General features: G+C 75.6%; 17 protein-coding genes and 3 pseudogenes. 14 read left to right on the top strand and 6 right to left on the bottom strand.

Annotated features, from left to right (window positions below; translation table 11 throughout):
- Nucleotides 1-63: 63 nt before the first annotated feature.
- Nucleotides 64-516, bottom strand: coding sequence for a hypothetical protein (locus J7W19_RS29970; protein WP_004940129.1), 453 nt, complete (start codon nucleotides 514-516; stop codon nucleotides 64-66).
- Nucleotides 517-585: 69 nt separating this feature from the next.
- On the opposite strand from J7W19_RS29970, the gene J7W19_RS29965 reads away from it, so the two are divergent.
- The 8 genes from J7W19_RS29965 (at nucleotide 586) to J7W19_RS29930 (ending at nucleotide 12334) form a co-directional block, all read left to right on the top strand.
- A complete protein-coding gene (locus J7W19_RS29965; RefSeq protein ID WP_210455410.1) occupies nucleotides 586-5661 on the top strand; it encodes a cation-translocating P-type ATPase in 5076 nt (1691 codons plus the stop codon).
- A gap of 645 nt (nucleotides 5662-6306) precedes the next feature.
- Complete coding sequence (locus tag J7W19_RS29960; protein ID WP_004940134.1) at nucleotides 6307-6924, top strand: TetR/AcrR family transcriptional regulator; 618 nt, start codon at nucleotides 6307-6309, stop codon at nucleotides 6922-6924.
- A 115-nt stretch (nucleotides 6925-7039) separates the two neighbouring features.
- On the top strand, nucleotides 7040-8431 hold the full coding sequence (locus J7W19_RS29955; protein WP_004940136.1) for an FAD-dependent oxidoreductase: 1392 nt from the start codon (nucleotides 7040-7042) through the stop codon (nucleotides 8429-8431).
- 30 nt (nucleotides 8432-8461) lie between these two features.
- Entirely contained in the window at nucleotides 8462-9319 is an 858-nt protein-coding gene (locus J7W19_RS29950) for an alpha/beta fold hydrolase (protein WP_004940139.1), read from the top strand.
- 128 nt (nucleotides 9320-9447) lie between these two features.
- Entirely contained in the window at nucleotides 9448-9636 is a 189-nt protein-coding gene (locus J7W19_RS29945; protein WP_004940141.1) for a hypothetical protein, read from the top strand.
- 115 nt (nucleotides 9637-9751) lie between these two features.
- Entirely contained in the window at nucleotides 9752-10090 is a 339-nt protein-coding gene (locus tag J7W19_RS29940; RefSeq protein WP_040888005.1) for a PadR family transcriptional regulator, read from the top strand.
- Nucleotides 10087-10986 (top strand): hypothetical protein, encoded by a 900-nt coding sequence (locus tag J7W19_RS29935; RefSeq protein ID WP_004940144.1) that lies wholly within the window; start codon nucleotides 10087-10089, stop codon nucleotides 10984-10986. The genes J7W19_RS29940 and J7W19_RS29935 overlap by 4 nt, the downstream gene beginning before the upstream one ends.
- Before the next feature lie 151 nt (nucleotides 10987-11137).
- The gene (locus J7W19_RS29930) at nucleotides 11138-12334 is read left to right on the top strand and encodes an acyltransferase family protein (protein WP_004940146.1); all 1197 of its coding nucleotides are present in this window, start codon (nucleotides 11138-11140) and stop codon (nucleotides 12332-12334) included.
- Here J7W19_RS29930 and J7W19_RS33265 read toward each other — a convergent pair.
- Both J7W19_RS33265 and J7W19_RS29925 read right to left on the bottom strand, forming a co-directional pair.
- Nucleotides 12261-12575 (bottom strand): annotated as a pseudogene (locus J7W19_RS33265) (hypothetical protein); the annotation flags it as partial. The gene J7W19_RS29930 and the pseudogene J7W19_RS33265 overlap by 74 nt on opposite strands.
- A 75-nt stretch (nucleotides 12576-12650) precedes the next feature.
- Nucleotides 12651-13328, bottom strand: coding sequence for a uracil-DNA glycosylase (locus tag J7W19_RS29925; protein ID WP_004940149.1), 678 nt, complete (start codon nucleotides 13326-13328; stop codon nucleotides 12651-12653).
- 144 nt (nucleotides 13329-13472) lie between these two features.
- On the opposite strand from J7W19_RS29925, the pseudogene J7W19_RS29920 reads away from it, so the two are divergent.
- From J7W19_RS29920 to J7W19_RS29910, 3 genes and pseudogenes are all read left to right on the top strand, one after another.
- Nucleotides 13473-13942 (top strand): annotated as a pseudogene (locus tag J7W19_RS29920) (uracil-DNA glycosylase); the annotation flags it as partial.
- 76 nt (nucleotides 13943-14018) lie between these two features.
- A pseudogene (locus tag J7W19_RS29915) lies at nucleotides 14019-14816 on the top strand (BadF/BadG/BcrA/BcrD ATPase family protein); the annotation flags it as partial.
- 913 nt (nucleotides 14817-15729) lie between these two features.
- A complete protein-coding gene (locus tag J7W19_RS29910) occupies nucleotides 15730-16656 on the top strand; it encodes a sirohydrochlorin chelatase (protein ID WP_078587721.1) in 927 nt (308 codons plus the stop codon).
- Nucleotides 16657-16796: 140 nt separating this feature from the next.
- On the opposite strand, the gene J7W19_RS29905 is transcribed toward J7W19_RS29910, so the two are convergent.
- On the bottom strand, nucleotides 16797-17849 hold the full coding sequence (locus tag J7W19_RS29905; protein ID WP_004940154.1) for a lactonase family protein: 1053 nt from the start codon (nucleotides 17847-17849) through the stop codon (nucleotides 16797-16799).
- A gap of 333 nt (nucleotides 17850-18182) precedes the next feature.
- Here J7W19_RS29905 and J7W19_RS29900 point away from each other — a divergent pair, with 333 nt between their 5' ends.
- From J7W19_RS29900 to J7W19_RS29890, 3 genes are all read left to right on the top strand, one after another.
- Entirely contained in the window at nucleotides 18183-19685 is a 1503-nt protein-coding gene (locus J7W19_RS29900) for an FUSC family protein (protein WP_040888062.1), read from the top strand.
- Nucleotides 19686-20283: 598 nt separating this feature from the next.
- Nucleotides 20284-20817 (top strand): Lrp/AsnC family transcriptional regulator, encoded by a 534-nt coding sequence (locus J7W19_RS29895; RefSeq protein WP_004940157.1) that lies wholly within the window; start codon nucleotides 20284-20286, stop codon nucleotides 20815-20817.
- A gap of 188 nt (nucleotides 20818-21005) precedes the next feature.
- Nucleotides 21006-21932 carry a D-alanyl-D-alanine carboxypeptidase family protein gene (locus J7W19_RS29890; protein WP_004940158.1) on the top strand — a complete coding sequence of 309 codons (927 nt, stop codon included), beginning with the start codon at nucleotides 21006-21008 and terminating at the stop codon, nucleotides 21930-21932.
- 106 nt (nucleotides 21933-22038) lie between these two features.
- On the opposite strand, the gene J7W19_RS29885 is transcribed toward J7W19_RS29890, so the two are convergent.
- Together J7W19_RS29885 and J7W19_RS29880 are read right to left on the bottom strand one after the other, a co-directional pair.
- A complete protein-coding gene (locus J7W19_RS29885) occupies nucleotides 22039-22461 on the bottom strand; it encodes a YjbQ family protein (RefSeq protein ID WP_004940161.1) in 423 nt (140 codons plus the stop codon).
- Nucleotides 22462-22538: 77 nt separating this feature from the next.
- Complete coding sequence (locus tag J7W19_RS29880) at nucleotides 22539-23090, bottom strand: GNAT family N-acetyltransferase (protein WP_004940163.1); 552 nt, start codon at nucleotides 23088-23090, stop codon at nucleotides 22539-22541.
- Nucleotides 23091-23098: the final 8 nt, after the last annotated feature.

Below are 23098 nucleotides of genomic sequence, written 5' to 3'. Positions count from 1 at the left end.
TGTCCCTTCCGCGGCGCTGTGCGTGGACCACCCGAGTACCCGGGCCGCCACACCGCATGCCGGTCAGCCGCCGGTCACGGCCCGGCCCGCCGGGCGGCCGTGGGCGGTGTCCTCCCGGTGCGACGGCGGCGGCCTGAGGTCGCCGCCCTTGCGGAGGACGGCGTAGCCGATGCCGATGCCTGCGGCCACCGGCCAGTCCAGGACGCCCGCCACGCCCAGGGCGCCCACGCCGAGGTAGAGGGGCAGCCCGCCCTTGGCCGGGAGGATCCGCTGCGCCGCGGTGATCGGCAGCTTGACGGCCTCGACGGCGACCCCGGCGATGGTGTCGACCGGGATGGTGACGGTCACCGTCCGCCCGCCGTCCCGGTGGACGACGCCCGCGGTGGGCCTGCGCTCGTCCGCGCCGCCTTCGGGGCGGTCGTCCGGCGGCTGCTCGTGGGCGGCGGACTCGCGGTGCTCCGCGGCGTGCCGCTGCCGGGTGGAGTGCTTGTGGGCGTGCTTGGTGTGGTGGCTCACGGACGTCCCTCCAATGGCCCTGCCGGAAATACCGGCATTCATGCACTTTTCTCATTATGTTCATTTTCAGTGTGCGCGCCTCTCGCCTCCCCGGCCGACGGGCGCGGCCCGGAAGTCCACTCCGAGGTGCAGGAGGTACCGGTGGGGTCGTGGAGCGCGCTGGTGCCCGCCCTCGTCGGCACGGCGCTGCGGGCGGGCCCGGTACGGGCATGGGACACCGCGGCGGGCGCCCTCGACTGGGGGCGGCGGACGGCCGGTGAAGCGCTCTCCTCGCTGACCACCGCCGTGGCCGCCGGTCTCACGGAAGCCGGCGCCGCGCTCGCGGAGGGCGGCCGGGACCGCACCCGGCGCCGGATGTGGACCGGCGGCGGCCGTATCCACCTGGAGGTACGGGGCCTGGGCCGCGGGGAGCGGCACGACCGGCTCGCCGCCACCCTGTGCGAGGCGCTGCAGCGCCTGGAGGGGGTGAACTGGGCCGAGGTCAACGCCGTCCTGGGGCACCTGGTGATCGACGCCGACGAGGACCGCCTCGACCCGGCGGATGTGCTGGAGCTGGTGGAGGGGCTGGAGGAGGAGCACCTCGCCGCCGGGGCGTTCGACGCCGACCGTCCCCGTCCTCCGTTCGACACGGTGCCCGCGACGCTGACGAAGGTGGCGCTCGCCGCCGACTGCGTGGGGCTGGTGTGCGCGACCGCCCGCCGGCTGTCGCCGCTCCCGGCCCTGCCGCCCGCCCTGCGGCTGCCCGTGGTGCTGGCCGAGACCCAGCCACGGCTGCGCCGCCTCCTGGAGGACCGGCTCGGCCGCGAGCACGCCGACGTCCTGCTCGCCGCCTCCAACGCCGCGGCGCACGCGCTGACCCGCGGGGTCGGCCCGCTGGGCCTGGACCTGGTGCACCGGGTCTGGCGGCTCGCCGAGATCCGGGCCCGGCAGGACGTCTGGGCACTGCGGGAGCCCGAACTGGTGGGCGACGGCGGTGACCTGCCCCGGCGGGCGCCCGAGCGGACCGGCCGGCCGGTGCCGCTGCCGGAGGGCCCGGTCGAGTCCTGCGGCCGGCGCACGGCGCTGACCGCCCTGCTCGGCGCGGGCGGGCTGCTCGCCTGGACCCGCGACCCGGAGCGGGCCGCCCGGACCGTCGTGTCCACCGCGCCCAAGGCCGCCGAGGCCGGCCGCGAGGCGTTCGCCGCCCGGCTGGGCCGTGACCTGGCCCGGGCGGGAGCGCTGCCCCTGGACCCGGGCGCGCTGCGCCGGCTCGACCGGGTCACGACGGTCCTGTTCGACGCGCCGGTGCTGTGCGCCCCACGGCCCCGCCTGCTGTCGGCGGTCGCCACCGGGGAACTCGACGAGGCGGCTCTGTGGAGCGCCGCCCACCGCGTCCTGGCCCGGTTCGCGGTGGCCGAGCTGTGCGGGCCCGGCCCCTGGGCGGCCGGCGACTGGCGGCTGGTACGCGCCCGGGACGCCCCGGCGGGACGCCCGGACGCAGCCGGGGGCCTGGCCCTGGACCTGTGGGGCCCGGACGGGACGCGGGCGGGCCGGGTCCTGGTCGGCTGCGCGCTGGACCCGCTGGCCGACGCCCTCCTCGCCGTCGCCCGCGGCCCCACCCGCCGGGTCCTGCTCACCGAACACGTCAGCGCCGCCGAACTGCTGCCGCGCGCCCACCGCACGGTCCCCGCCAGGGTCCCGTTGTGCGAGGAGGTGCGGCGGCTCCAGCGCGACGGGGAGGTGGTGCTGCTCGTCGCCCGGGGCGACGCCTGCCGGGACGAGGACGCGGCCGCCGCCGACGTGACCGTCACCGTGCCGCCGCGCGCCGGCGCCCCGGGCGGGCCGTGCTGGTCCGCCGACCTCGTCTGCGGGCCCGGGACCGCGCTGGTCTGGCGGACCCTGGCGGCGCTGGAACCGGCCCGCGAGGTCAGCGCCGCCTCCGCCCGGCTGTCCCTGGGCGGGTCGCTGCTCGGGGCGCTGATCGCCACCGGCGGGGCGCGGGGCGGACGGACCGGGCTCGCCACCTCGCCGGTGCACGGCGCCGCCCTGCTGGCCATGGCGGGCGGCGTGCTGGCCGCCCGCCGGGTGGCCGGCCGGCCGCTGCCGCCCGGCCGGGTCCGGGGGACCTGGCACGCGCTCGGGGCCTGGGAGACGCTGTCCATGCTGCGGGCGTCGGACGGTCTCGACCGGCCCGCCCCGCCGCGTCCCGCCCGCCGTCCCGTGCCGCTCACCGCGGCCGCCCGGGGGCCCGGCCGGCTGCTGGGCGCGGTCCGGGAGGAGCTCCGCGACCCGCTGACGCCCGTCCTCACCCTCGGCGCCGCCGCCTCCGTCGCCGTCGGCTCGACGGTGGACTCCGCGCTCGTCGGCGGGGTGATGACCGGCAACGCCCTGATCAGCGGGGTGCAGCGGCTGCGCGCCGAACGGGCGCTGAGCGGGCTGCTGCTCGCCGAACGCCCCACGGCCCACCGGCTGTCCTGGTCCCCCGGGCCGTCCGGCGCCGCGCCGGACGCACTCCTCCGTTCGATGGCCGCGGCGCCCGTCCGGACGGTCCCGGCCGACGAACTGCGCGCCGGGGACGTCGTCGCACTGGGGCCCACCGACGTCGTACCCGCCGACGCCCGGCTGCTCGCCGCCGACCGGCTGGAACTCGACGAGTCCCCGCTCACCGGCGAGTCCGCGCCCGTCCCCAAGGACACCCGGGCCACCCCCGGCGCCGACCTCGCCGACCGGTCCTGCATGGTCTACCAGGGCTGCACGGTGCTGGCCGGTTCCGGATACGCGGTGGTGACGGCCACCGGCGCGCAGACGGAGGCGGGCCGGGCCGCCGACCTCGTCGGGGAGGCCACCGCCGCCCCCGGCATCGAGGCCCACCTCGCCGCCCTGACCCGGGCCGCGCTGCCCGCCGTCGGCGTCGGCGGCGGCGCGGTGACGCTCCTGGGGCTGGTGCGCGGCGTGCCGCTGCGGCAGGCGGTCGCCTCCGGCGTTGCCATCGCGGTGGCCGCGGTGCCGGAGGGGCTGCCGCTCGTCGCGACCGTCGCCCAGTCGGCCGCCGCCCGGCGACTGTCGCGGCACGGCGTCCTCACCCGCTCGGCGCGGGCCCTGGAGGCGCTGGGGCGCGTGGACACGGTGTGCTTCGACAAGACCGGCACCCTCACCCGCGGCCGGCTGTCCGTCACCCGCGTGGCCCTCCCGGGCCAGGACCCGCCACCCCTCGACAACCCGGCCGCCCGGCGCCTCCTGCGGACGGCGGCCCGCGCCTGCCCGCCGCCCGTACCCGACCGCCCGCCGCCGCACGCCACCGACCGGGCCGTCCTGGACGCCGCCACCGCGCACGGCACCCCCGACGCCGCCTGGCGCCTGACCGCCGAGCTCCCCTTCGAGACCGCCCGCGGCTACTCCGCCTCCCTCGGCACCGACGACGGCACGCCGCTCCTCGTCGTCAAGGGCGCCCCCGAGACGGTGCTCGCCCGCTGCGCGACGGTGACGACCGGCGACGGCACCACGGCCCCACTCGACGCGGAACGGCTGCGGGCCGCCCAGGAGTCCGTGCAGGAGCTCGCCCGGGACGGGCTCCGGGTACTCGCCGTCGCGGAAGCCCGGCCGGCGGGCGCCGGGGACGGCCGGGGTCCGTCGGCGGGGCGGGGGCGGGGTGACGGTGCGAGGCTCGCGGGCACGGCTGTGCCCGGCGGTGGCCGGTCCGCCGACGCGGCGGGCGTGGGCAGCCGGCACGCCGCCACCGCCGGCGCGGAGGGCGGGGCACAGCTCGCCACCCCCCGATGCGCCGAGACCCGGCCCACCGTCATGGCCAGGGGCCAAGCGAGCCGGGCCGCCGCCGGTCCGGGCGGCGGGGCCGGGCGCGCCGGAACCGACCCGGACGGCGACGACGCGCGGACCGCCGCCACCGGCCCGGGCGACGCGGCCGAACCCGGCGGCGCCGATGGCGGCGGCGCGGAGCCCGAACTCACGGAGCTCGTCCGGGACCTGACCCTGCTCGGCTTCCTGGCGCTCGCCGACACCCCGCGTCCAGGCGCCGCCGAGGCCGTCCGGCGGCTGACGGAGGCCGGTACGCGCGTCGTCATGATCACCGGTGACCATCCGGCCACGGCCGCCGCCGTGGCCCGCGAACTCGGCGTGCCCGCCGGGGAGGTGGTCACCGGCCCGCAGCTCGACACCCTCCCCGAGCCCGCGCGCACGGCCCGGGTCGCCGGGGCCACCGTGTTCGCGCGCGTCTCTCCCGAGCAGAAGGCCGGCATCGTGCACGCCCTGCGGTCGGCCGGTCGCGTGGTCGCCATGGCCGGGGACGGGATCAACGACGCCGCCGCCATCCGGCTCGCGGACGTGGGCATCGGCCTGTCCGCGCACGGGTCGACGTCCGCCCGGGCCGCCGCGGACCTCGTCCTCGCCGAACCCGATCCGCGCCGCATCGTGGCCGCCCTGCTGGAGGGGCGGGCGCTCTGGCGGAGCGTCCGGGACGCGGTCGCCGTGCTGGTCGGGGGCAACGCGGGCGAGGTCGCGTTCACCGTGCTCGGCACGGCCCTCTCGGGCCGGGCGCCTCTGGGCACCCGGCAGTTCCTGCTGGTCAACCTGCTCACCGACATGCTGCCCGCGCTGGCCATCGCGGTCGCCCGCACCGGCGCGGCGGAGGACGACGACCTGGCCGCGGGCCCGGTGCCCGCGCCGCTGGGCCGCGAGCTGGCACGCGCCCTGGCCGTCCGGGGCACGGCCACCGCGCTCGGCGCCGCCGCGGCGTGGCAGTGCGGGCGCGCCACCGGCCGGGCCGGGCGCGCGAGCACCATGGGGCTGGCCGCCCTGGTCCTGACCCAGCTCGGCCAGACCCTGACGACGGACTGGCGCAGTCCGCTCGTCCTGACCACGGCCGGGCTGTCCGCGCTGGCCCTGGTCGGCGTGGTGCAGACCCCGGGCGTCAGCCACTTCTTCGGCTGCTGCCCGCTGGGCCCGGTGGCCTGGGGCACCGTCCTCGGCACCTCGGCCGCCGCGACCTTCGCCGCCGCACTCGCGCCACGACTGCTCGGCGAGGACGGGGACGGTGACCGGGCGACCGGCACCCCGCCGCCGCCCCCGACGGACGACCACCCACCGCACCCGGGCCGACCGTCGTCCGGTGCGGCACCAGAGCGCGGTGCGCGGTGGTCTCCCGTGGGGTGAGAACTCCCGGGCGGCGCGGACGGGCCGGGGGGGCGACCCCGCATGCGCCCGGCCGTGCCCGCACGCCGCGTCCGTGGGCGACCGCCCTGCCGTCGTCCGCGTCGAACCGGCGCCGTGCCCCGGTCACTTGGGCGACCGTTTCCGTCCCCGGTTCGAGCAGCAGGATCCAGTGCCCGGTGTCCGTCGGGCGGGGTTCGCACGGCCGGCCGCAGCCGGGGCAGGCCGGTGTTTCCGGCCGGCGGGCGGACGGCTCTTCCCCGTCCTCGTATCCGTCGTCGGAGTCGCCGTCGCAGCCCTCCGGGGCCTCCGGCTCGTACCCGCTGGAACGGAGCGTGCCGCCGGACGGGCCGCCCCACCAGGTACGCGGCCGGCCGTTCGCCGCGGCGACCCGTGGCGGGCACCGGAGTGGGAAACGGCCTGGCGGCGGCGGGGGCCCGGCCGGTGCGGCGCCCTTGCCGGGCCGCTCACCGCCGTGCGCGCGCCCCGCGCGGCAGCGCGGCCGTGCACGCGGAAGCCGCTGATTCGGGCGATCCCCCGCGTCGCCCGAATCAGCGGTCATACCGGGTTCTCCCTGCTCAGCGGGGCAATCGACCGGTATGCTCCTGAGTATATTGGCTCGGAGCCAGTCAACGCAGGAGTTACAGCATGTCGCCCCGCAGTGCGTCGGTCAATGAGGAGTTGCGCCGCAGGTCGCGCGAGCGGCTCCTCCAGGCAACCGTCGAGCTGATAGACGAACGCGGTTACGAGGCGACGACCCTCGCGGACATCGCCTGCCGGGCCGGCGCCGCGCGGGGGCTCGTCTCGTATTACTTCCCCGGTAAACGGCAGTTGCTGCAGTCGGCGGTGCACCGGCTGATGCACATGGAGCTCGCGGCGGCGCTGGAGCGCGAGCCGGTGAGCCAGGACGGGCGGGAGCGACTGGCGCGCGCCATCGACGCGGTGCTGGGCCTGGCCCGGGACCGGCCGCGGCTGATGCGTACGCACATGGCGGGCATCCTCCAGTCGGAGGGCTTCATCCAGTGCCCGGAGCAGCAGCGGCTCGCGGCCCTGCTCCGCGACACGGTCGAGCGGTACGGGTCCGCCGACCCGGAGACGGACTACCGGCTGCTGCGGGCGCTGATGATGGGCGCGGTGGTGGCGATCCTGCTGCCGGGGGCGCCGATGCCGGCGGAGCGGCTCAGGTCGGAGCTGTTCCAGCGGTACGGGCTGGACTGGCGGCTCGGCCGCCCGCCCGGCGCGCAGCCGCCCCCGCCCGGCGTGTGACAGGGGCGCGACCGGCGCCGGGAGCGCCCTGCGGTGCACGAGCGGCGCTCAAGGGGCTGCCGCGCGCGGGCACCGGTGGGATGCTGGACGCAGCCGCCGGAAGGAGAGAACCTCCGTGCTTCGCGTCGCAGTCGTCGGTTCCGGGCCGAGCGGGGTCTTCACCGCCCAGGCCCTGGTGCAGCAGGAGGCCGTGCCGGGGGTGACGGTCGACGTACTGGACCGGCTGCCCTGCCCGTACGGGCTGGTGCGCTACGGGGTCGCCCCGGACCACGAGAAGATCAAGTCGCTCCAGCACACCCTCCGCGCGGCCCTGGAGCATCCGCGGATCTCCTTCCTGGGCAACGTCCGGGCCGGCGAGGGGCCGGGCGAGGTCCCGCCGCGGCGGCTGCGGGAGCTCTACCACGCGGTGGTGTACTGCGTGGGCGCCGCGTCCGCCCGCCGGCTGGGGATCCCCGGCGAGGACCTGCCGGGGAGCTGGTCGGCCACCGAGTTCGTCTCCTGGTACAGCGCCCACCCGGACGCGCCGCCGGACGGGTTCGCGCTGCCCGCCCGGTCCGCCGTGGTCATCGGGGTCGGCAACGTGGCCGTGGACGTGGCCCGGGTGCTGGCGCGGGGCGCGGACGAGTTCCGGACGACCGACGTGCCGCACGCCGCGCTGGCGGCGCTGGCCGCGAGCCGGGTGCGGGACGTCCACATGGTGGGCCGACGCGGCCCGGCGCAGGCCAAGTTCACCACCAAGGAGCTGCGCGAGCTCGGCGGCCTGAACGGGGTGCGGACGCTGGTGCGGGCCGACGAGGCGGCGCTGGACCCGGCGTGGGAGGACCCGTCCGGGCTGCCGGCGGTGGGCCGGCGCAATGTGGAGGTGCTGCGGGAGTGGTCGAGGCGGCCGGTCCCGGAGGCCGGCCGCCGCATCCATGTGCGCTTCTTCCTGCGGCCCGTCGCCCTGCTCGGCGACGACGCGGTACGGGCGGTGCGCTTCGAGCGGACCGCTCCCGACGGTTCCGGCGGGGTGGCGGGGACGGGCGAGTTCGAGGACATCGAGGCGCAGTTGGTGCTGCGGTCGGTGGGGTACCGGGGGGTGCCCGTCGGCGGGCTGCCGTTCGACGACGAGAACGGCACCGTGCCGCACGAGGCGGGCCGCGTGCTGCGGGACGGCGTCCCGTCGCCCGGGGAGTACGTGGCGGGGTGGATCAAGCGCGGCCCGACCGGGGTGATCGGCACCAACCGCCCCTGCGCGAAGGAGACCGTGGCCTCCCTGCTCGCCGACGCCCCGGCGCTGCTCGCGTCCCGGGAGCCGGCCGGTGACCCGCGTGCGGCGCTGCGCGCGGCGGGTGCCGAACCGGTGGAGTGGCCCGGCTGGCTGGGCATCGAGGCGGCGGAGACCGCGCTCGGCCGGGACCTGGGCCGGGGCCCGGTGAAGATCCCGGACTGGGAGGGGCTGCTGGTGGCGGCGCGCGGAGGAGCCACCGGCCGCCCGTCGGCGCGCGAACGGCACGTGCTTGACTGAGGACGCCAATCACCGTGTGGGGGTGGGACGTTGCTGATCGAACTCTCTTCCGGAACGATCGAGTACGAGGACACCGGTGGCGACGGGCCGGTACTGGTACTGACCCACGGGCTGCCGATGGACGGCAGGCAGTGGCGCAAGGTGGTGCCGCTGCTGGACGGCTACCGCTGCGTCCTTCCCACCCTGCCCCTCGGGGGCCACCGCAGACCGATGCGCCCGAACGCCGACCTCTCGCACACCGGCATCGCTCGGCTGCTCGACGAGTTCATGGAGCGGCTGGACCTGGACGACGTGACGCTGGTGCTCAACGACTGGGGTGGCGGCCAGTTCATGATCACGGAGGGACGGGCCGGACGCCTGGGGCGTCTGGTGCTGGTGGCGTGCGAGGCGTTCGACAACTTCCCGCCGGGACCGGCCAAGGCGCTGTCGACGGTATGCCGCCTGCCCGGGGGCGTCCGGCTGCTGACCCGGCTGATGAGCGTCCCGGCCTTCCGCGACCACCCCAGGGGCTACGGCGGGATGAGCCGGCGCGGGCTCCCGCCGGAACTCGTCGCCGACTGGTTCGGGCCCGCGTCCCGGAGCAAGGAGATCCGCCGGGACTTCGCCAAGTTCGCCACGTCGGCGCCCGACCGCGGCACCCTGCTCCGCTGGAGCGAGCGGCTCCGCGCGTTCGACCGCCCGGTGCTGGTCGTCTGGGCCACCGAGGACCGGCTGATGCCCCGCGAACACGGCCCTCGGCTGGCGGAACTCTACCCGCGGGGGCGGCTGGTGGAGATCGAGGACTCGTCCACCCTGATCCCCGAGGACCAGCCGGAGCGACTCGCCCGCCTGCTCGTCGACTTCCTCATGGAGACCGGGGCCGAGCCGGTGCGCAAACCCGCCGACTAGCCGCTCCCGGGGAACGCGCCACCGGACGCGCGTTCCCCTCCCTCCCGTACGGGTGAAGAAGCGCATGGCGAGGACCGGCCCGGGAACGTTCGGCGTATCCGCAACCGCCCGCTGTGAGGGGGCTGTTCATGCGCGGCGCCGTCGCCGTCCTGCTCGGGATCGCCGCGACCGCCGCCCTGCTCGCCACACCCGTGCGGGCCGCCGGTGTGCCCGGTCTCGGCGGGCTGCGCGCACACGCCCGGCCCGCCGCCACCTCGTCCGGGCCCGGCCGGCACCCATGCCTCCTCACCCTCTTCAGGCTCATCTGCGTCGTCTGAGTCCATTGGCCCGGTCCGGATCGCGATATCGACCAGATCGCCGACTTCGCCCCTCTTGTCCTTCTTGAGCCGGACGGTTTTCATCATATGCCGGTGAGTGACATATGGTGGCGGCATGACTGACCGTGCGATGCAGGAACCGACCCTGCTCCTCCTCACCGCCCTCGCCGACGAGCCCCGGCACGGCTACGCGATCGCGCGCGAGGTGGAGTCGATCTCCGGCGGACGGGTGAAGATGCGGACCGGCACGCTGTACGGGGCGCTGGAGCGCCTGCTGCAGCAGGGGCTGGTCCAGGTGCACAAGGAGGAGGTCGTCGACAGCCGGCTGCGGCGCACCTACACCTTGACCGATCCCGGCCGTGCGGCCCTGGCCACCGAGGCCGAGCGGATCGCGGCCACCGCGCGCGAGGCCACTCGGCGCCTGGGTGTCACCGGCAAGGCGGCCACCGCGTGAACCCCGTGCTGCTGCGCCTGTATCCGGCCGGCTTCCGCCGCGCCTTCGGCGACGAGATAGCCGAGTCCTACCGGGAAGCGACCGAGGGAGCGGGCCGACGGGCCCGTCTGCGTGAGGCCGCCGACATCGCCGCGCACGCCGTGCGACTGCGCCTCGGCCTCGGCTCCGCGCACCCGGGCGGACGGCTCGCCGCCGTCACCGCCCCCTTCGCCCTGGCCGCGACGGCCACCTACGCCGCCTTCAACCTCATCGTGTCCGCCGCCGACTGGTACGCCATGCACACCGCGGGCACCGCCGACGACTTCGGGACGTTCCCGACGCTCACGAACGGCTGTCACCTGCTGACCTTGATCGGAGCGGTGGTCGCGCTCGCGGGACGGCACCTCCCCGGGCTGCTGTGCGCGGTCGCCGGGGCGGTGGGCAGCTCTGCGACCTTCCTCTTCTGGATCTGGCCCCTGCCGCCCGGAACACGGTGGGACCTCGCGGGGTTCCTGCTCACGCCGGTCCTGGTCGCCGCGCTGCCGCTGGCCTGCCCACCCGACCTGCGCCCGGCCCGGCGGGTGCGCGGCCTGGCGGGCATGCTCGCGCTGACGGCGTGGGCCGTTCTCCTCGTGGCCGCGGTCGCCGTCATCAACCCGCCCGGAGTCGGCCGTTTCCCCTGGCTGTTCGGCGTTCCGATGGCCGCGGCCCTGTCCCTGGCGGGGCGCCGGGCCTTCGCCGCCATCCGCACCACCCCGCAACTCGCCTGCTCGGCAGCGCCGTTCGTCTTGACGATGCACTTCACCGGATGGGTGGACAGCGAGGAGATCCTGGCGCTCCTCGGTGCCCTCGCCGTCGCCGCCCCGGCCCTGCGGCTATGGCGTGGCGGGGGTTCCGGCACGGTGACCCCCACCTGAGCACAGGGCGCCGAACCGCCGGGACGCGATGGGGCGGGCCGTGACGAACCGGCCGCCCCGCCTTCCGCTGTCGCCCGGCCATCAGGAAGCCCCCTCTCTCTTCCCCTACAGCCGGCCTTCGTCGATCGGCCGCCCGGCCACAGGACTTTCCATGCCCCTCTCCGTACCCACCCGAGCTGCCCGCGGCCTGTTCCGGGCCGCCGGGCAGCGAACATCCCCCGCATCGGCCGGTGGCGGGCGCCTGGCCGCGGTCGACGGGCTGCGACTGCTCGCCGCCGCGGCCGTGGCCGCCTACCACTACCTCGGCACCCCGACACCCCGCTTCTGGGGCGAGGCCCACGACCTCCCGCGTGAAGCACCCCTGCTGCACGCGATCAGCGGCTACGGCTGGCTCGGCGTCGAGGCGTTCTTCCTGATCAGCGGCTTCGTCGTCTGCATGAGCTGCTGGGGCCGCACCCCGGCGCAGTTCGCCGTCTCCCGTATCGCCCGGCTCTTCCCGCTGTACTGGGCCGTCGTCCTGATCATCGTCGCCGCCGGTACGGTCACCGTGCTCGCCGGACAGCGGTCAGGAGCGCCCACGGACCTGCGCACCACCCTGGGCAACCTGACCATGATCCCCAGCCCGCTCGGCCTGGATCTCACCGCCGGCGTCGCCTGGACGCTGTGGGTGGAAGCCCGCTTCTACCTCCTCATGGGAGCGCTGCTGCTCATCGGCCTGACCTACCGGCGCGCCATAGCCTTCGGTTTCCTCTGGCTCGTCCTGGCGTCCTTCGGCCGCGAACTGCATTCCACCGTCCTCGACGAACTCCTGCTCGGCCGGTACGCCGGGCTCTTCGTGGCCGGCATCGCGCTCTACCTGATGCACCGCTTCGGGCCCAACCTGCTCCTGTGGCTCCTGGCCGGCTTCGCCTGGTGTTACACCCTGACCGTCCTGGACGACCGCGTCAGCACACACCCCGGCACCAGTTGGACGGTCAGCGCGGCCGCCCTCACCGGCTTCCTCGCCCTGCTCGCCCTGGCCGGCCCCGGACCGCTGCGGCACCTCCGGTGGCGCCCCCTGATCTACGCCGGCGCCCTGACCTACCCCTTCTACCTGGTCCACCAGAGCCTGGGCATACCCCTCACCCGCGGCATCCTCTCAACGGTCCCCGGCCTCGGCCTGCTCCCTTCGATCGGCCTCGGGCTCGTCCTCTCGCTGCTGTTGGCCGCCGCGCTGAACCGCCTCGTCGACCGCCCCCTCGGCCGCCTCCTGCGCCGGCACCTCACCACCGCCCTCAATCCCCGCCACACCCACCCGAACCGGCCGGCGCGGCCGATCGCTCCCCGCCCGTCTCCGGAAGAAGGCTGAAGGTGGGTGCGGGGGGAGTCCAGCGTTGGGTGGCGGGCACCTTGCCGCTGACACCGAAGTCCTTCTTCAGCTGTTCGGGGATGGCGTAGTGCATGACGCGGCCGCGGGTGAGAGAGGACAGCTCGAGGAGGGTGGTGAGGTGGCCGAGACGGTCCAGGGCCCAGGCACCCAGTGGTGAGCTGTCCTCGATGGCCTCCAGCACGCCGAGCAGGCTGGGGATGATTCTGACCAGGCGGTCCCAGCGGCCCCCGCCGGCAGCCCGGCCCGCCTGGCAGCCCCCGTGGGGATCACGCCCCCGGCGACCTCGGCAGCCGAACTACGGCAGTCGCCAGTCGACCGGCTGGGCTCCCTGCCGGACGAGCAGGTCATTGGTACGGCTGAAGGGCCGTGAACCGAAGAACCCGCGGTCCGCCGACATGGGCGAGGGGTGCGCGGACTCGATCGCCGGGAAGCCTCCGAGGAACGGCCGCAGGTTACGGGCGTCACGCCCCCACAAGATCGACACCATGGGCTTGCCCCGCGCCACCAGGGCACGGATGGCCTGCTCCGTCACCTCCTCCCACCCCTTGCCGCGGTGCGCGGCCGGCTTGCCCGGGGCCGTGGTGAGCGCCCTGTTGAGCAGGAGCACCCCTTGCCTGGTCCACGGCGTCAGATCGCCGTTGGACGGCCGGGGCAGCCCCAGGTCGGATTGCAGCTCGCGGTAGATGTTCTCCAGGCTGCCGGGCAACCGGCGCACCTCAGGCGCCACCGCGAAACTGTGCCCGATGGCCATTCCCGGGGTCGGGTAGGGGTCCTGGCCCACGATCAGGACGCGCACCTCGTCAAAGGGCTGCTGGAAGGCGCGCAGAACATGCGCCCCGGCGGGCAGATAGGTGCGCCCTGCCGCGATCTCCGCGCGCAGGAAATCGCCCATCGCGGCGATACGCCCGGCCACCGGCTCCAGCGCATGCGCCCACCCGGACTCGACAAGTTCACTCAACGGTCGTGCTGCCACAGCGCGTTACCTTATCGGCATGTACCGTGCGCCCACCAATCCGACCGTCGGCGCACCACGCCCACCGACCGGACAGCGTGCCCACCGGCCCCGGGACGGCCGGTCGTACCGGCCTCGAGCAGGTCAGGCCCCTCGGTCGGGAGACCGCATCCGCACGCCGTGGGCCTCGGCTTCTCCGTCGCGCCCTCCAGGCGTCCGCCGCCCGGCCGCCTGGAGAACATGTACCGCGAGTTCCACCAGGGCCTCGGCTGCTCAGGTCGTCCAATGGCGACCTGACGCCGTGGACGCGGCAGGGCGTCCGGCTGCTCGACAGGAGGCTCTGACGACCGCCCCGCGGAAGCCCGCCGCCCACCGGGGCTGAGGGCTGGGAGAAGGTCACGGAGCAGGCGATGCCGCGCGCTCGTCGCGCGTGGCCGACCCCTGGTGGCGATCCTCCGGGGGCGGGACGCGCGCAATCCGCGCCCGCTGCCCGACGGTGTGTGTCGTGCGTGGAGCCGGCGCATCCGTCGCCCATGTCCGCGGACCGGGGCTTCTTCGGTTCGCGGCCCTTCAGCAGGGCCAACGACCCGCCGGCCGGGCAGGGTTCGGCGCCGGTGGACTGGCGGCCACCCTGACCGGGGGTGCTTCCCCGGAGTAGGGTGCCGGCCATGACGGTTCACGCGTTCGTCCGGGCGGCGCCGGGCAACTGACATGGAACTGACGTCGCGTCGGCGCCCGATGCGGAGCCCCGCCCCTGTCCTGGCGGTCGACTCCGGGGGCTCGGGCGTCCGGATCGCCGTCTCCCCCGCGTACGGCGACGGACCGGTGCTCACCTGGTCCTCCCCGGAACCGGTGCCCGTCGGCGATCGGGGGATCGACGCGCGGGTCCTGCTCGACCGGATCCTTCCGGCCGCCCGGCGGCTGCTGTGCCGGGCCGGGGCCGAGCGCTTCGCGGCCTGTTGCGTGGGCGCGGCGGGCATGGTGACGCTCGGTGCCGACCTGCGGGCCGTCCTGCCGGGCGCGCTCCGCGCCGAACTCGGCATACGGCGGCTCGCGCTGGCCTCCGACTCCGTGACGGCGTACGCCGGGGCCCTCGGCCAGCGTCCGGGCGTGGTCGTCGCCGCCGGGACGGGGCTGGTCGCGCTCGGCACCGGACTGACTCCGGGCGGCGGCTGGCGGCGTGCGGACGGCTGGGGGCATCTGCTGGGCGACTGCGGGGGCGGCGCCTGGATCGGCCGGGCCGGGCTGGAGGCGGCGCTGCGGGCGTACGACGGGCGGGCGGGCGGTTCGGCGGCGCTGCTCGGCCGGCTGGAGGCCGTGTTCGGGCCGGCGCCGGATCTGCCGGGGATGCTGTACCCCCGGCCGGACCGGGCGGCCGTGCTGGCCTCGTTCGCCCCGGAGGTCGGCCGGTGCGCGGCGGTGTGCCCCGTGGCGGCGGACATCCTGCGGAGGGCCGCCCGGCACATCGCCGAGGCCGCCGCCGCGGCCTGCCCTCCGGCCGACGGGGGCGGGCGCACGGGCTCCGGGAGCGCCGGGAGAGTCGAGAGCGCCGAAAGGGGCGAGGCGGACGCCTCCCATGGCCCGGACATCCGTGACGAGACCGGGACAGGCGAGAGGGGCGGTCCTCACGGGCCGGACAGCCTGGGCGAGGCCGGGACGAGCGAGACGGGCGGTCCCCGCGGCTCGGATCGCAGGGGCGACGCCCGGGCCGTGGAGGCGGACGGCCGCCACCGTCCGGACCGCAGGGGCGGCGCCGGGACGGGCGGGGCGGACGGCCCCCACAACACGGACAACTGGGGCGACACCGGGACCGTCGAGGCGGACGGCCTCCGCGGCCCGGGCAGTCGGGGCGACGCCAGGACCGTTGAGGCGGACGGCTCCCGCGGCCCGGGCAGCCGGGGCGACGCCGGGACGGCCGAGGCGGACGGCTCTCGCGCGAACGCCCGGGGCGGTTGCGGGGCTGTGGAGGCGGACGGCCCCCACGGTCCCGGCAACCGGGACGGCGCCAGAACGGCCGAGGCGGACACCTGTCACGGCCCGGGCAGCCAAGGCGAACGGGTGGGCGAGGCATGGCGGCGTGCCCCCGTCATGGCGCTCACCGGAGGGTTGGCGGGAATCGGTCCCCCGCTGCTGCTGCCGCTCCGTCAGGAGTTGCGAAAGCAACTTCCGGCAGTCCGTCAGATGACCGCGGCCGGGTCGCCGCTGGACGGCGCGTCCCGTATCGCCGCGGCCCTGGTGACGGACCGTCTGCTGCTGCCCGTGGACGGATCGCTGCTGGACGTCGTGTCCGGCGCGCCGTCCGCCGCGTCACCCGGACACACCTTCGGGTGATCCGATCAGCCACCGAATAAATCAGGACAGAGCCAGCTCAAACGCCCCCCACCCAAACAGGCCCGTTCCCGACCGGATAACATGCGGCGCCATGAGCTCCCCCACAGGGCCCACGTCCGGCCTGCCTGTACGAATGCCACGACCCCGCCAGTCCGGACGGCACCGGAGGCCGGAGCCCGTGACCGCGCCGACGGCCGCGCCCCCGCTGGTGCTCGCGGTGCCCGGCGCCCCGGGTCCGGCCGCGCGCCGCCTGGCCGAGGAGACCCTGAGCATCGCCCGTTCCGAGCTTCCCGGTCTCGACGCGCGCATCGGCTACGTGGACGCCGAGGGCGACGCCGGCGGGTACCCCGCCCTGGACTCCGTCCTCGGCTACGCCGCCGCCCAGCACACCGCTCGCACGAGCGAAGCACAGGGCGCCTCGGACGAGGAGGCCGCCGCCTGGGCCCAGGGCCCCGTCGCCGTCGTGGTGCCGCTGCTGGCGGGTCCCGACACGGCCGTGCTGCGCCGCATACGCCAGTCGGTCGTCAGCAGCGGCTCGGCCTTCGAGCTGACGGACACGCTCGGTCCGCACCCGCTGCTCGCCGAGGCCCTGCACGTGCGTCTCTCGGAGGCGGGTCTGGCCCGTGCCGACCGCGCCCGGCTGTTCACCGTCGCAACCGCCGCCGACGGGATCGTCCTGGCCACGGTCGGCGGCCCCGAGGCGGTGCAGGCGGCCGGTATCACCGGCATGCTGCTGTCCGCGCGCCTGGCCGTGCCGGTGCTGGCCGCCGGCCTGGACGAGGAGGGCGCCGTCGCCCGCGCCGCCGACGAGCTCCGCTCCTCCGGCTCGCGCAACCTGGCCCTGGCACCGTGCCTGATCGGCCCGGAGGCCGACGAGGCGCTGCCCTCCATGGCGGCGAAGGAGGCGGGCTGCGCGGCGGCGGAGCCGCTGGGCGCCTACCCGGCGATCGGCAAGCTCGTCCTCGCCAAGTACACGGAGCTGCTGGGCATCGCCGCCCAGCCCGTGCCGATGCGCTGAGGACCACCGCACGGCGTACCGCCGCAGCACCGCACGACCGCGTGACCGCCGGGAAGGGCCTCTTGATGAGGCCCTTCCCGCGTTTCATCCCCGGGGGTCCAGCCCGCGCGTGCGGGACCCCCGGAGTACGCCGGCCGGGCTCAGCGGAAGACCACGCACGAGGCGGCCGGGGCCGCGACCGACCCGGCCCGGACGGGTATGCCCGTATCGGGATCGACCGTGAACCACGTGACATCGCCCGACCGCTCGTTCGCCGCGTACAGCAGCCCCCCGTCCGGATGCGCGGCGAGGTGGCGCGGCCAGTGCCCGCCGCAGCTCACGGTGGAGCGCAGCCGGGGCGCGTCCCCGGAGGGGTCGAGGGCGAGGGTGGCGAGGGTGTCGTCGCCACGGTTGGCCGCCCACAGGAACCGGCCGTCCGGGGAGAGCACGGGCGTCGAGGGGTAGGTAGGGTCGACCGCTCCGGCGGTCACGACGGTCGCCGTCTCCAGCGGCTCCAGCACGCCCGGGCCGGCGTCCCAGCGGCAGACGGTCACCGTGGCGTCGAGTTCGTTGAGGACGTACGCCCGCTGGCCGTCCGGGTGGAAGACGATCATCCGGGGGCCGCTGCCGGGCCGGAGGCGCGTCTCGCCGTGGGGCGTCGGTTCGCCCGTCTCCGGGTCGAGCGCCGAGACGTACACGGAATCGGTGCCGAGGTCCGCGGCGAGCAGCCAGCGGCCCGTGGGGTCGGGCGCCACGGCGTGGGCGTGCGGGCCCGCCTGCCGCGTGCTCACCGGACCGCCGCCCTGGTGGCGCAGCACCACCGGGGACTTGCCGAGGCCGCCGTCACCGGCGACGGGCAGGGCGCTGACGCTCCCGGAGCGGTAGTTGGCGGTGAACAGCCAGGACCCGGCGAGGGCGAGGTGGGTGGGCGCGTCCCCCTCGACGGGCACGGCCGGGCCGAGCGGTTCCGGCCGGTCCGGGTCGGCGAGCGAGAACGCCGTGGCCGTGCCCGGCTCCGTCTCCCCCACCGCGTACAGCGTGTTCCCGTCGTCCGAGAGGGCCAGGAACGAGGGGTCCGCCGCGACGGCGGTGGAGTGGACGGGGGTCAGCGCGCCCGTCTCGCCGTCCACGTGCGCCACGGTGATCCCCGGGCCTCCCGCCCGGGTGAACGAGCCGATGTAGGCGCGCCGTTCACGCCGTCCGCTGGTCGTCATCGCGTTCTCCTCCCCATCACGTCCCCATCCGACATATGTCATCAGGCCGACATCGGCCATCACGCCGACATCACGTCGATGGTCCAGACGCTACAGCCCGCCACTGACAACGCCCGGCGCGCACCCCGGGCGAGACGGCCTCACGCTGATCCGTTGGCCCTGCTCACCATGGGTTACCGTGCGGTAAAACCGGGCCGTTGGCTCATCTTTTCGGGCTTCTCTTGAGCCATCTGGCCTCCGGATGTTTTGATGAACCAGTCAATGGCGCTGCGGGAACCCGCGGCGCCTCTTTTGTGCGCGCGATCGGAAAGAGGGTCGGTGAAGCTGAAGAAGATGTTCGCGGCTCCGGATCCGGGGCGCGTCCGGCTGCGGAACGCGGCCCGGGCGGTCCTGGGCGTGGGGCTCGCGGTGGCGGTCTCGCACCTGGCGACCGGTTCGATCGGCGCCACGATCGCCGGTGGCCTCACCGCGCTGCTGGCCCTCTTCACCGTCACCGACGCCCGGGTCCGCGACCAGGCGGTCACGACGGCGTGGCTGCCCGTCGTGGGCGTCCCGGTGCTCGCGCTGGCGACGGCGCTGCACGGCCTTCCCCTGGCGCGGGACGCGGCGTTCCTCGGCGTCGTCTTCGCCGGGGTGTACGCGCGGCGCTGGGGCCCCCGGGGCCAGGCCCTGGGCATCTTCGGTTTCATGATGTTCTTCATGGCGCAGTTCCTGCACGCCGTGCCGGAGGGGCTGGCGGAGCTGTACGCGGCCATGGCGCTCGCCCTCGCCGCGTCGTCCCTGGTCCGCTTCGGGCTCTGGTGCTGGGAGCGGCGGCTGCCGCAGGTCCTCGCCCCCGCGCCCTTCGCGGCCCGCGGCCTGGAGCGTCCGACCACCCGGCAGGCGTTCCAGAACACCTTCGCGTGCGCCCTGGCCCTGGGCGTCGGCCACCTGGTCTCGGACCAGCGCTGGTACTGGGCCGTCGGCACCGCGTGGTGGATCTTCGTGAACACCGCCTCGCGCGGGGAGACCCTGGTCCGGGGCTTCCGGCGGGTGGTGGGCACGGTGGCGGGCATCGCCGCCGGCCTGGTCGTCGCGGTGCCGCTGCACGGCGCGCCCGCGCCGACCGCCGCCCTCGTCGCGCTCTGCGTCTTCGGCATCTTCTACACGGCCGCTCCTTCCTACAGCTGGATGATGTTCTTCGTGACCGTCATGGCGTCCCTGCTGTACGGGCTGCTGGGCGTGCTCCACCCGGGGCTGCTGCTCCTGCGCTTCGAGCAGACGCTGGTGGGCGCGGCGGCCTCGGCGCTCGCGGTCGCGCTGGTGCTGCCCGTCACGACGCACGCCGCCACCGACGCCTGGATACGCCGCGCGATGCTGGCCGTCCGGCACTGCACCGCCGAGTCGGCGCGGCGGCTGGCCGGGGAGGCGTCCGCCGACCCGGCGCCGTACGTCGCCGAGCTGGAACTCCTCCTCGCCCGGGTGCGGGTCTCGCTCGCCCCGCTGCTGCACCCGCTCAGCCCGCTGCGGGCACGCAAGGAGCGCGCCCGGCAGGTGACGGCGCACCTGGACGACTGCGTACGGCAGGCCCGTGGCCTGGCCGAGGTGGCCGCCGACCCGGACGCCTCGCACGACGCCCGGCTGACCGCCGCCTGCCAGCGCGTCGAGACGGCCCTGCGCGCCCTGCTGCCCGCGGCGGAGGCGCCCGCGTCGGCCACCGGCCTGGGCCTCGCGGCCCCGCAGCACCACCCGGGCGCGGAACGGGCCCTCGCGCACCTGCACGACCTGGAACGGGCGGTCGCCGGCCTCGCCGGCCCGGTCCTGAGCAGCCCGCGCTCACCCCTGCCGGAGGGCTGAGCCCGACGGCCGGCCGCCTCGGCGGTCCGCCGACGCCCGGCGCCCGGCGGACCACCGGCCCCGGCGATCCCCCTGATGCCCGACGATCCGCCGATCCCGGCGATCCCCGGACGCCCGACGCTCCCTGACACCGGGCAGTCCGCCGGCCCCGGCGACCCCGGACGCCCGACGGTCCGCCGGCCCCTGCGATCCGCCGACGCCCGGCAGTCGAATGACGCGGGCGTCGGTCGGCCGGCGGCCGGCAACCCGCCGGCCCTGGCGGACGCGGCGTCCGCGGATGCCGCCGCGTCCCGGCCGCGTACCACCCGCCGTGTACCACCGCCGCCTGACGCGCGCCGCGACCCGATCGCCTACCGCCGCCGCGTACCGCCTGACCGCGTGCCCCATGCCGGTCGCGCACCGCCCGCCACCTTCCGCCGTGTACCGCTTGGCCACCCGCTGCCTCCCGCCGCGTGCAATCCGCCGCGCAGACGCCCCCAGCACGTCCCACCGGACCGACTGACCACTCCGCGTACCGGTCCGCGCCCAGCCATCGGTCGCGGACTGGGCCATTGGTACAGTGACGGCCCGGCCCCCGAGAACGAGGGAGCGTCAGCCGATGGCTGTAGACGCCCTGGACACCAGGATCCTGCGCCTCCTGCTGGAGCAGCCGCGGACCAGTGCGCGGGAGTACGCGCGCCTGCTGGGCATCGCGCGCGGCACCCTCCAGGCCCGTCTCGACCGGCTGGAACGGGACGGTGTGATCACCGGGACCGGCCCCCGGCTCTCCCCCGCCGCGCTCGGCCACCCCGTCCTGGCCTTCGTGCACATCGAGGTCACCCAGGGCCACCTGGATCCGGTGGCGGACGCGCTGGCGGAAGTGCCGGAGATCATAGAGGCGTTCTCCATCACCGGCGGCGGCGACCTGATGGCGCGGGTCGTCGCCCGCGACGCCGCTCACCTGGAGGACGTCATCCAGCGGCTGGTGCAGTTCCCGGGAGTGGTGCGCACCCGCACCGAGATGGCGCTGCGGGAGCGCGTCCCCTACCGGATGACGGGGCTGCTGCGCGCGGTGGAGCAGGACGTCCGGCGGAAGGACAAGGGCCGTTCCCGAGGCCGTTCCACCGCCCCGGCGGCCGACGCGGGCGTCTGAGGGTCGTACCGCCTCCGGCCGCCTGACCGTCCCTCATGTCCCGCCGCGGGCACCGCGTCCCGTCCCCGCCGTCGGCCGCCGCGCATATGCCGCCCGGGTTTCGTACGGGCCGTGGGAGGGTGGGAGGATCTGGTGGTTCCACCCGGCCATGAGATATCCGGGACAACTCGTGAGGAATGAGACGTAATATGCAGCAGACTGGGGGAAGACGGGCCCGCCGGTGGGGAGCCGCGGTCACCGCGTCGACCGCCGCGTTCGCGGTCGCCGTGCCCGCGGCCACGGCCGAGGCGGCGACCGGCCCGGCGGGCATCGCCGCCAAGGGCGCGTTCCTTCTCGACAGCGGCCCCAACAAGCAGCTGTGGGCGAAGGACGCCGACACCCCGCGCCAGATGGCCAGCACCACCAAGATCATGACGGCCGCGGTGGTCCTGGACACCCGGGGCGTCAACCTGAACAAGCAGATCACCATAAAGAAGTCGTACCGCGACTACGTCGCGAAGAACGGCGCGAGCACCGCCGACCTGCGCGTCGGTGACAAGCTGACGGTCCGACAGCTCCTCTACGGCCTGATGCTGCCCTCCGGGTGCGACGCGGCGTACGCGCTCGCCGACAACTTCGGCACCGGCAAGACCGAGGCCGCGCGCACCAAGTCGTTCGTCGCCCAGATGAACAAGAAGGCCGCGGCGCTCGGCATGAAGAACACCAAGTACGACTCCTTCGACGGCATATCGCAGGCGGGGACGAACCACTCCACCCCGCGCGACATCGCCAAGCTCGCCCGGCACGCGATGGGCAACAGCACGTTCACCACGGTCGTCAAGGCGGCCAGCACCCGCCAGAAGGCGACGAACGTCAACCGCACGTACACCTGGTACAACACCAACAAGCTGCTGGGGTCCTACAAGGGCGCCGTCGGCATCAAGACCGGCACCGGCACGGCCGCCGGTCCGTGCCTGGTGTTCGCCGCGCAGCGCGGCAAGCGGACGGTCGTGGGCGTGATCCTCAACGACCCGACCAAGCGCTACCCCGACGCCGTGAAGATGCTGGACTGGTCGTTCGACACGACCTCGAAGGTGAAGCTGCGTCAGCTGCCCAGCCTGGCCCAGCAGGACTGAGCCACCGCCCCCGGCCGGCCGGTTCGCGTACGGCGGTCCACGACGGACCGCCACCGCGAGCCGTCCCGGCCGGGGGCCCGGCGCTCGGTTCGCCGGTCCTTTCGGCTCAGCCGAGGAACGAGAGCCGCACCTTGCGGTGCGGGTTGTCGACATTCGTGTCGACGAGGACGACGCTCTGCCACGTCCCCAGCTCCAGTTCCCCGCCCACCACCGGCAGCGTGGCGTGCGGCGGGACGAAGGCGGGCAGCACGTGGTCGCGGCCGTGGCCCGGGCTGCCGTGCCGGTGCCGCCAGCGGTCGTCCTTGGGCAGCAGGTCGCGGAGCGCGGCCAGCAGGTCGTCGTCGCTGCCCGCACCCGTCTCGATCACCGCGAGGCCGGCGGTGGCGTGCGGCGTGAAGACGTTGAGCAGTCCGTCCCGGCCTGCCGCCACCTCCCGCAAGAAGTGGGCGCAGTGGTCGGTGAGGTCGTACACGGTCTCGGTCGAGCCGGTCGTGATGTCCACCGTGCGGGTGGTGAAGGTGTTGGTCATGCACCACCCCTTACCCGCAGCGGCCGGAGATCGGCAAACCGAGGCGCCGTCGTAGGCCGTGCCCCGGGACCCCGGGATCAGGCGCGGCGGGCCTGCCATTCGGGCGCGAGGATCGCCCAGTACTGCTTGTCGTAGCGCGCGCCGCCGTAGGGCCAGTACTCGCGCTGGACGCCCTCCAGGGTCATGCCGAGCCGCTCGGCCACCGCCGAGCTGCGGGCGTTGTCGGCGCGGCAGCGCCACTCGGCGCGGTGCAGACCGCGGGTGGTGAGGGCCCAGTCGAGCAGGATGGAGCAGGCCGCCGTGATCAGGCCGTGCCCCTCACCCGCCGGCTCCAGCCAGCAGCCGATCTCGCAGGAGCCCAGAGCGGTGTTGAAGTCGACGAACATCACCCCGCCGACCAGGGTGCCGTCCCGCCAGATGCCGAAGAGGCCGGCCTGGTCCCCGGCCCGGCGCTCGGCGTAGCGGCGCAGGGTGGCGCGCGCGCCGTCGAGGTCGTCGGTGACGAACGCCGGCCCGACCCACGGCCTGATGTGCTCGCGGGCCCGGTCCAGGTGGGCGGCGAACTCCTCGGCGTGCCAGATCTCCAGCGGGCGCAGGACGGCGTCGTTCCGCAGCGGGAGGGAGAACATGATGACCC

Source organism: Streptomyces mobaraensis NBRC 13819 = DSM 40847 (assembly GCF_017916255.1).
In the GTDB taxonomy this organism is placed as follows: domain Bacteria; phylum Actinomycetota; class Actinomycetes; order Streptomycetales; family Streptomycetaceae; genus Streptomyces; species Streptomyces mobaraensis.
The sequence above is the reverse complement of the archived record's forward strand: the minus strand, read 5'-3'. Positions and strand labels throughout refer to the sequence as shown.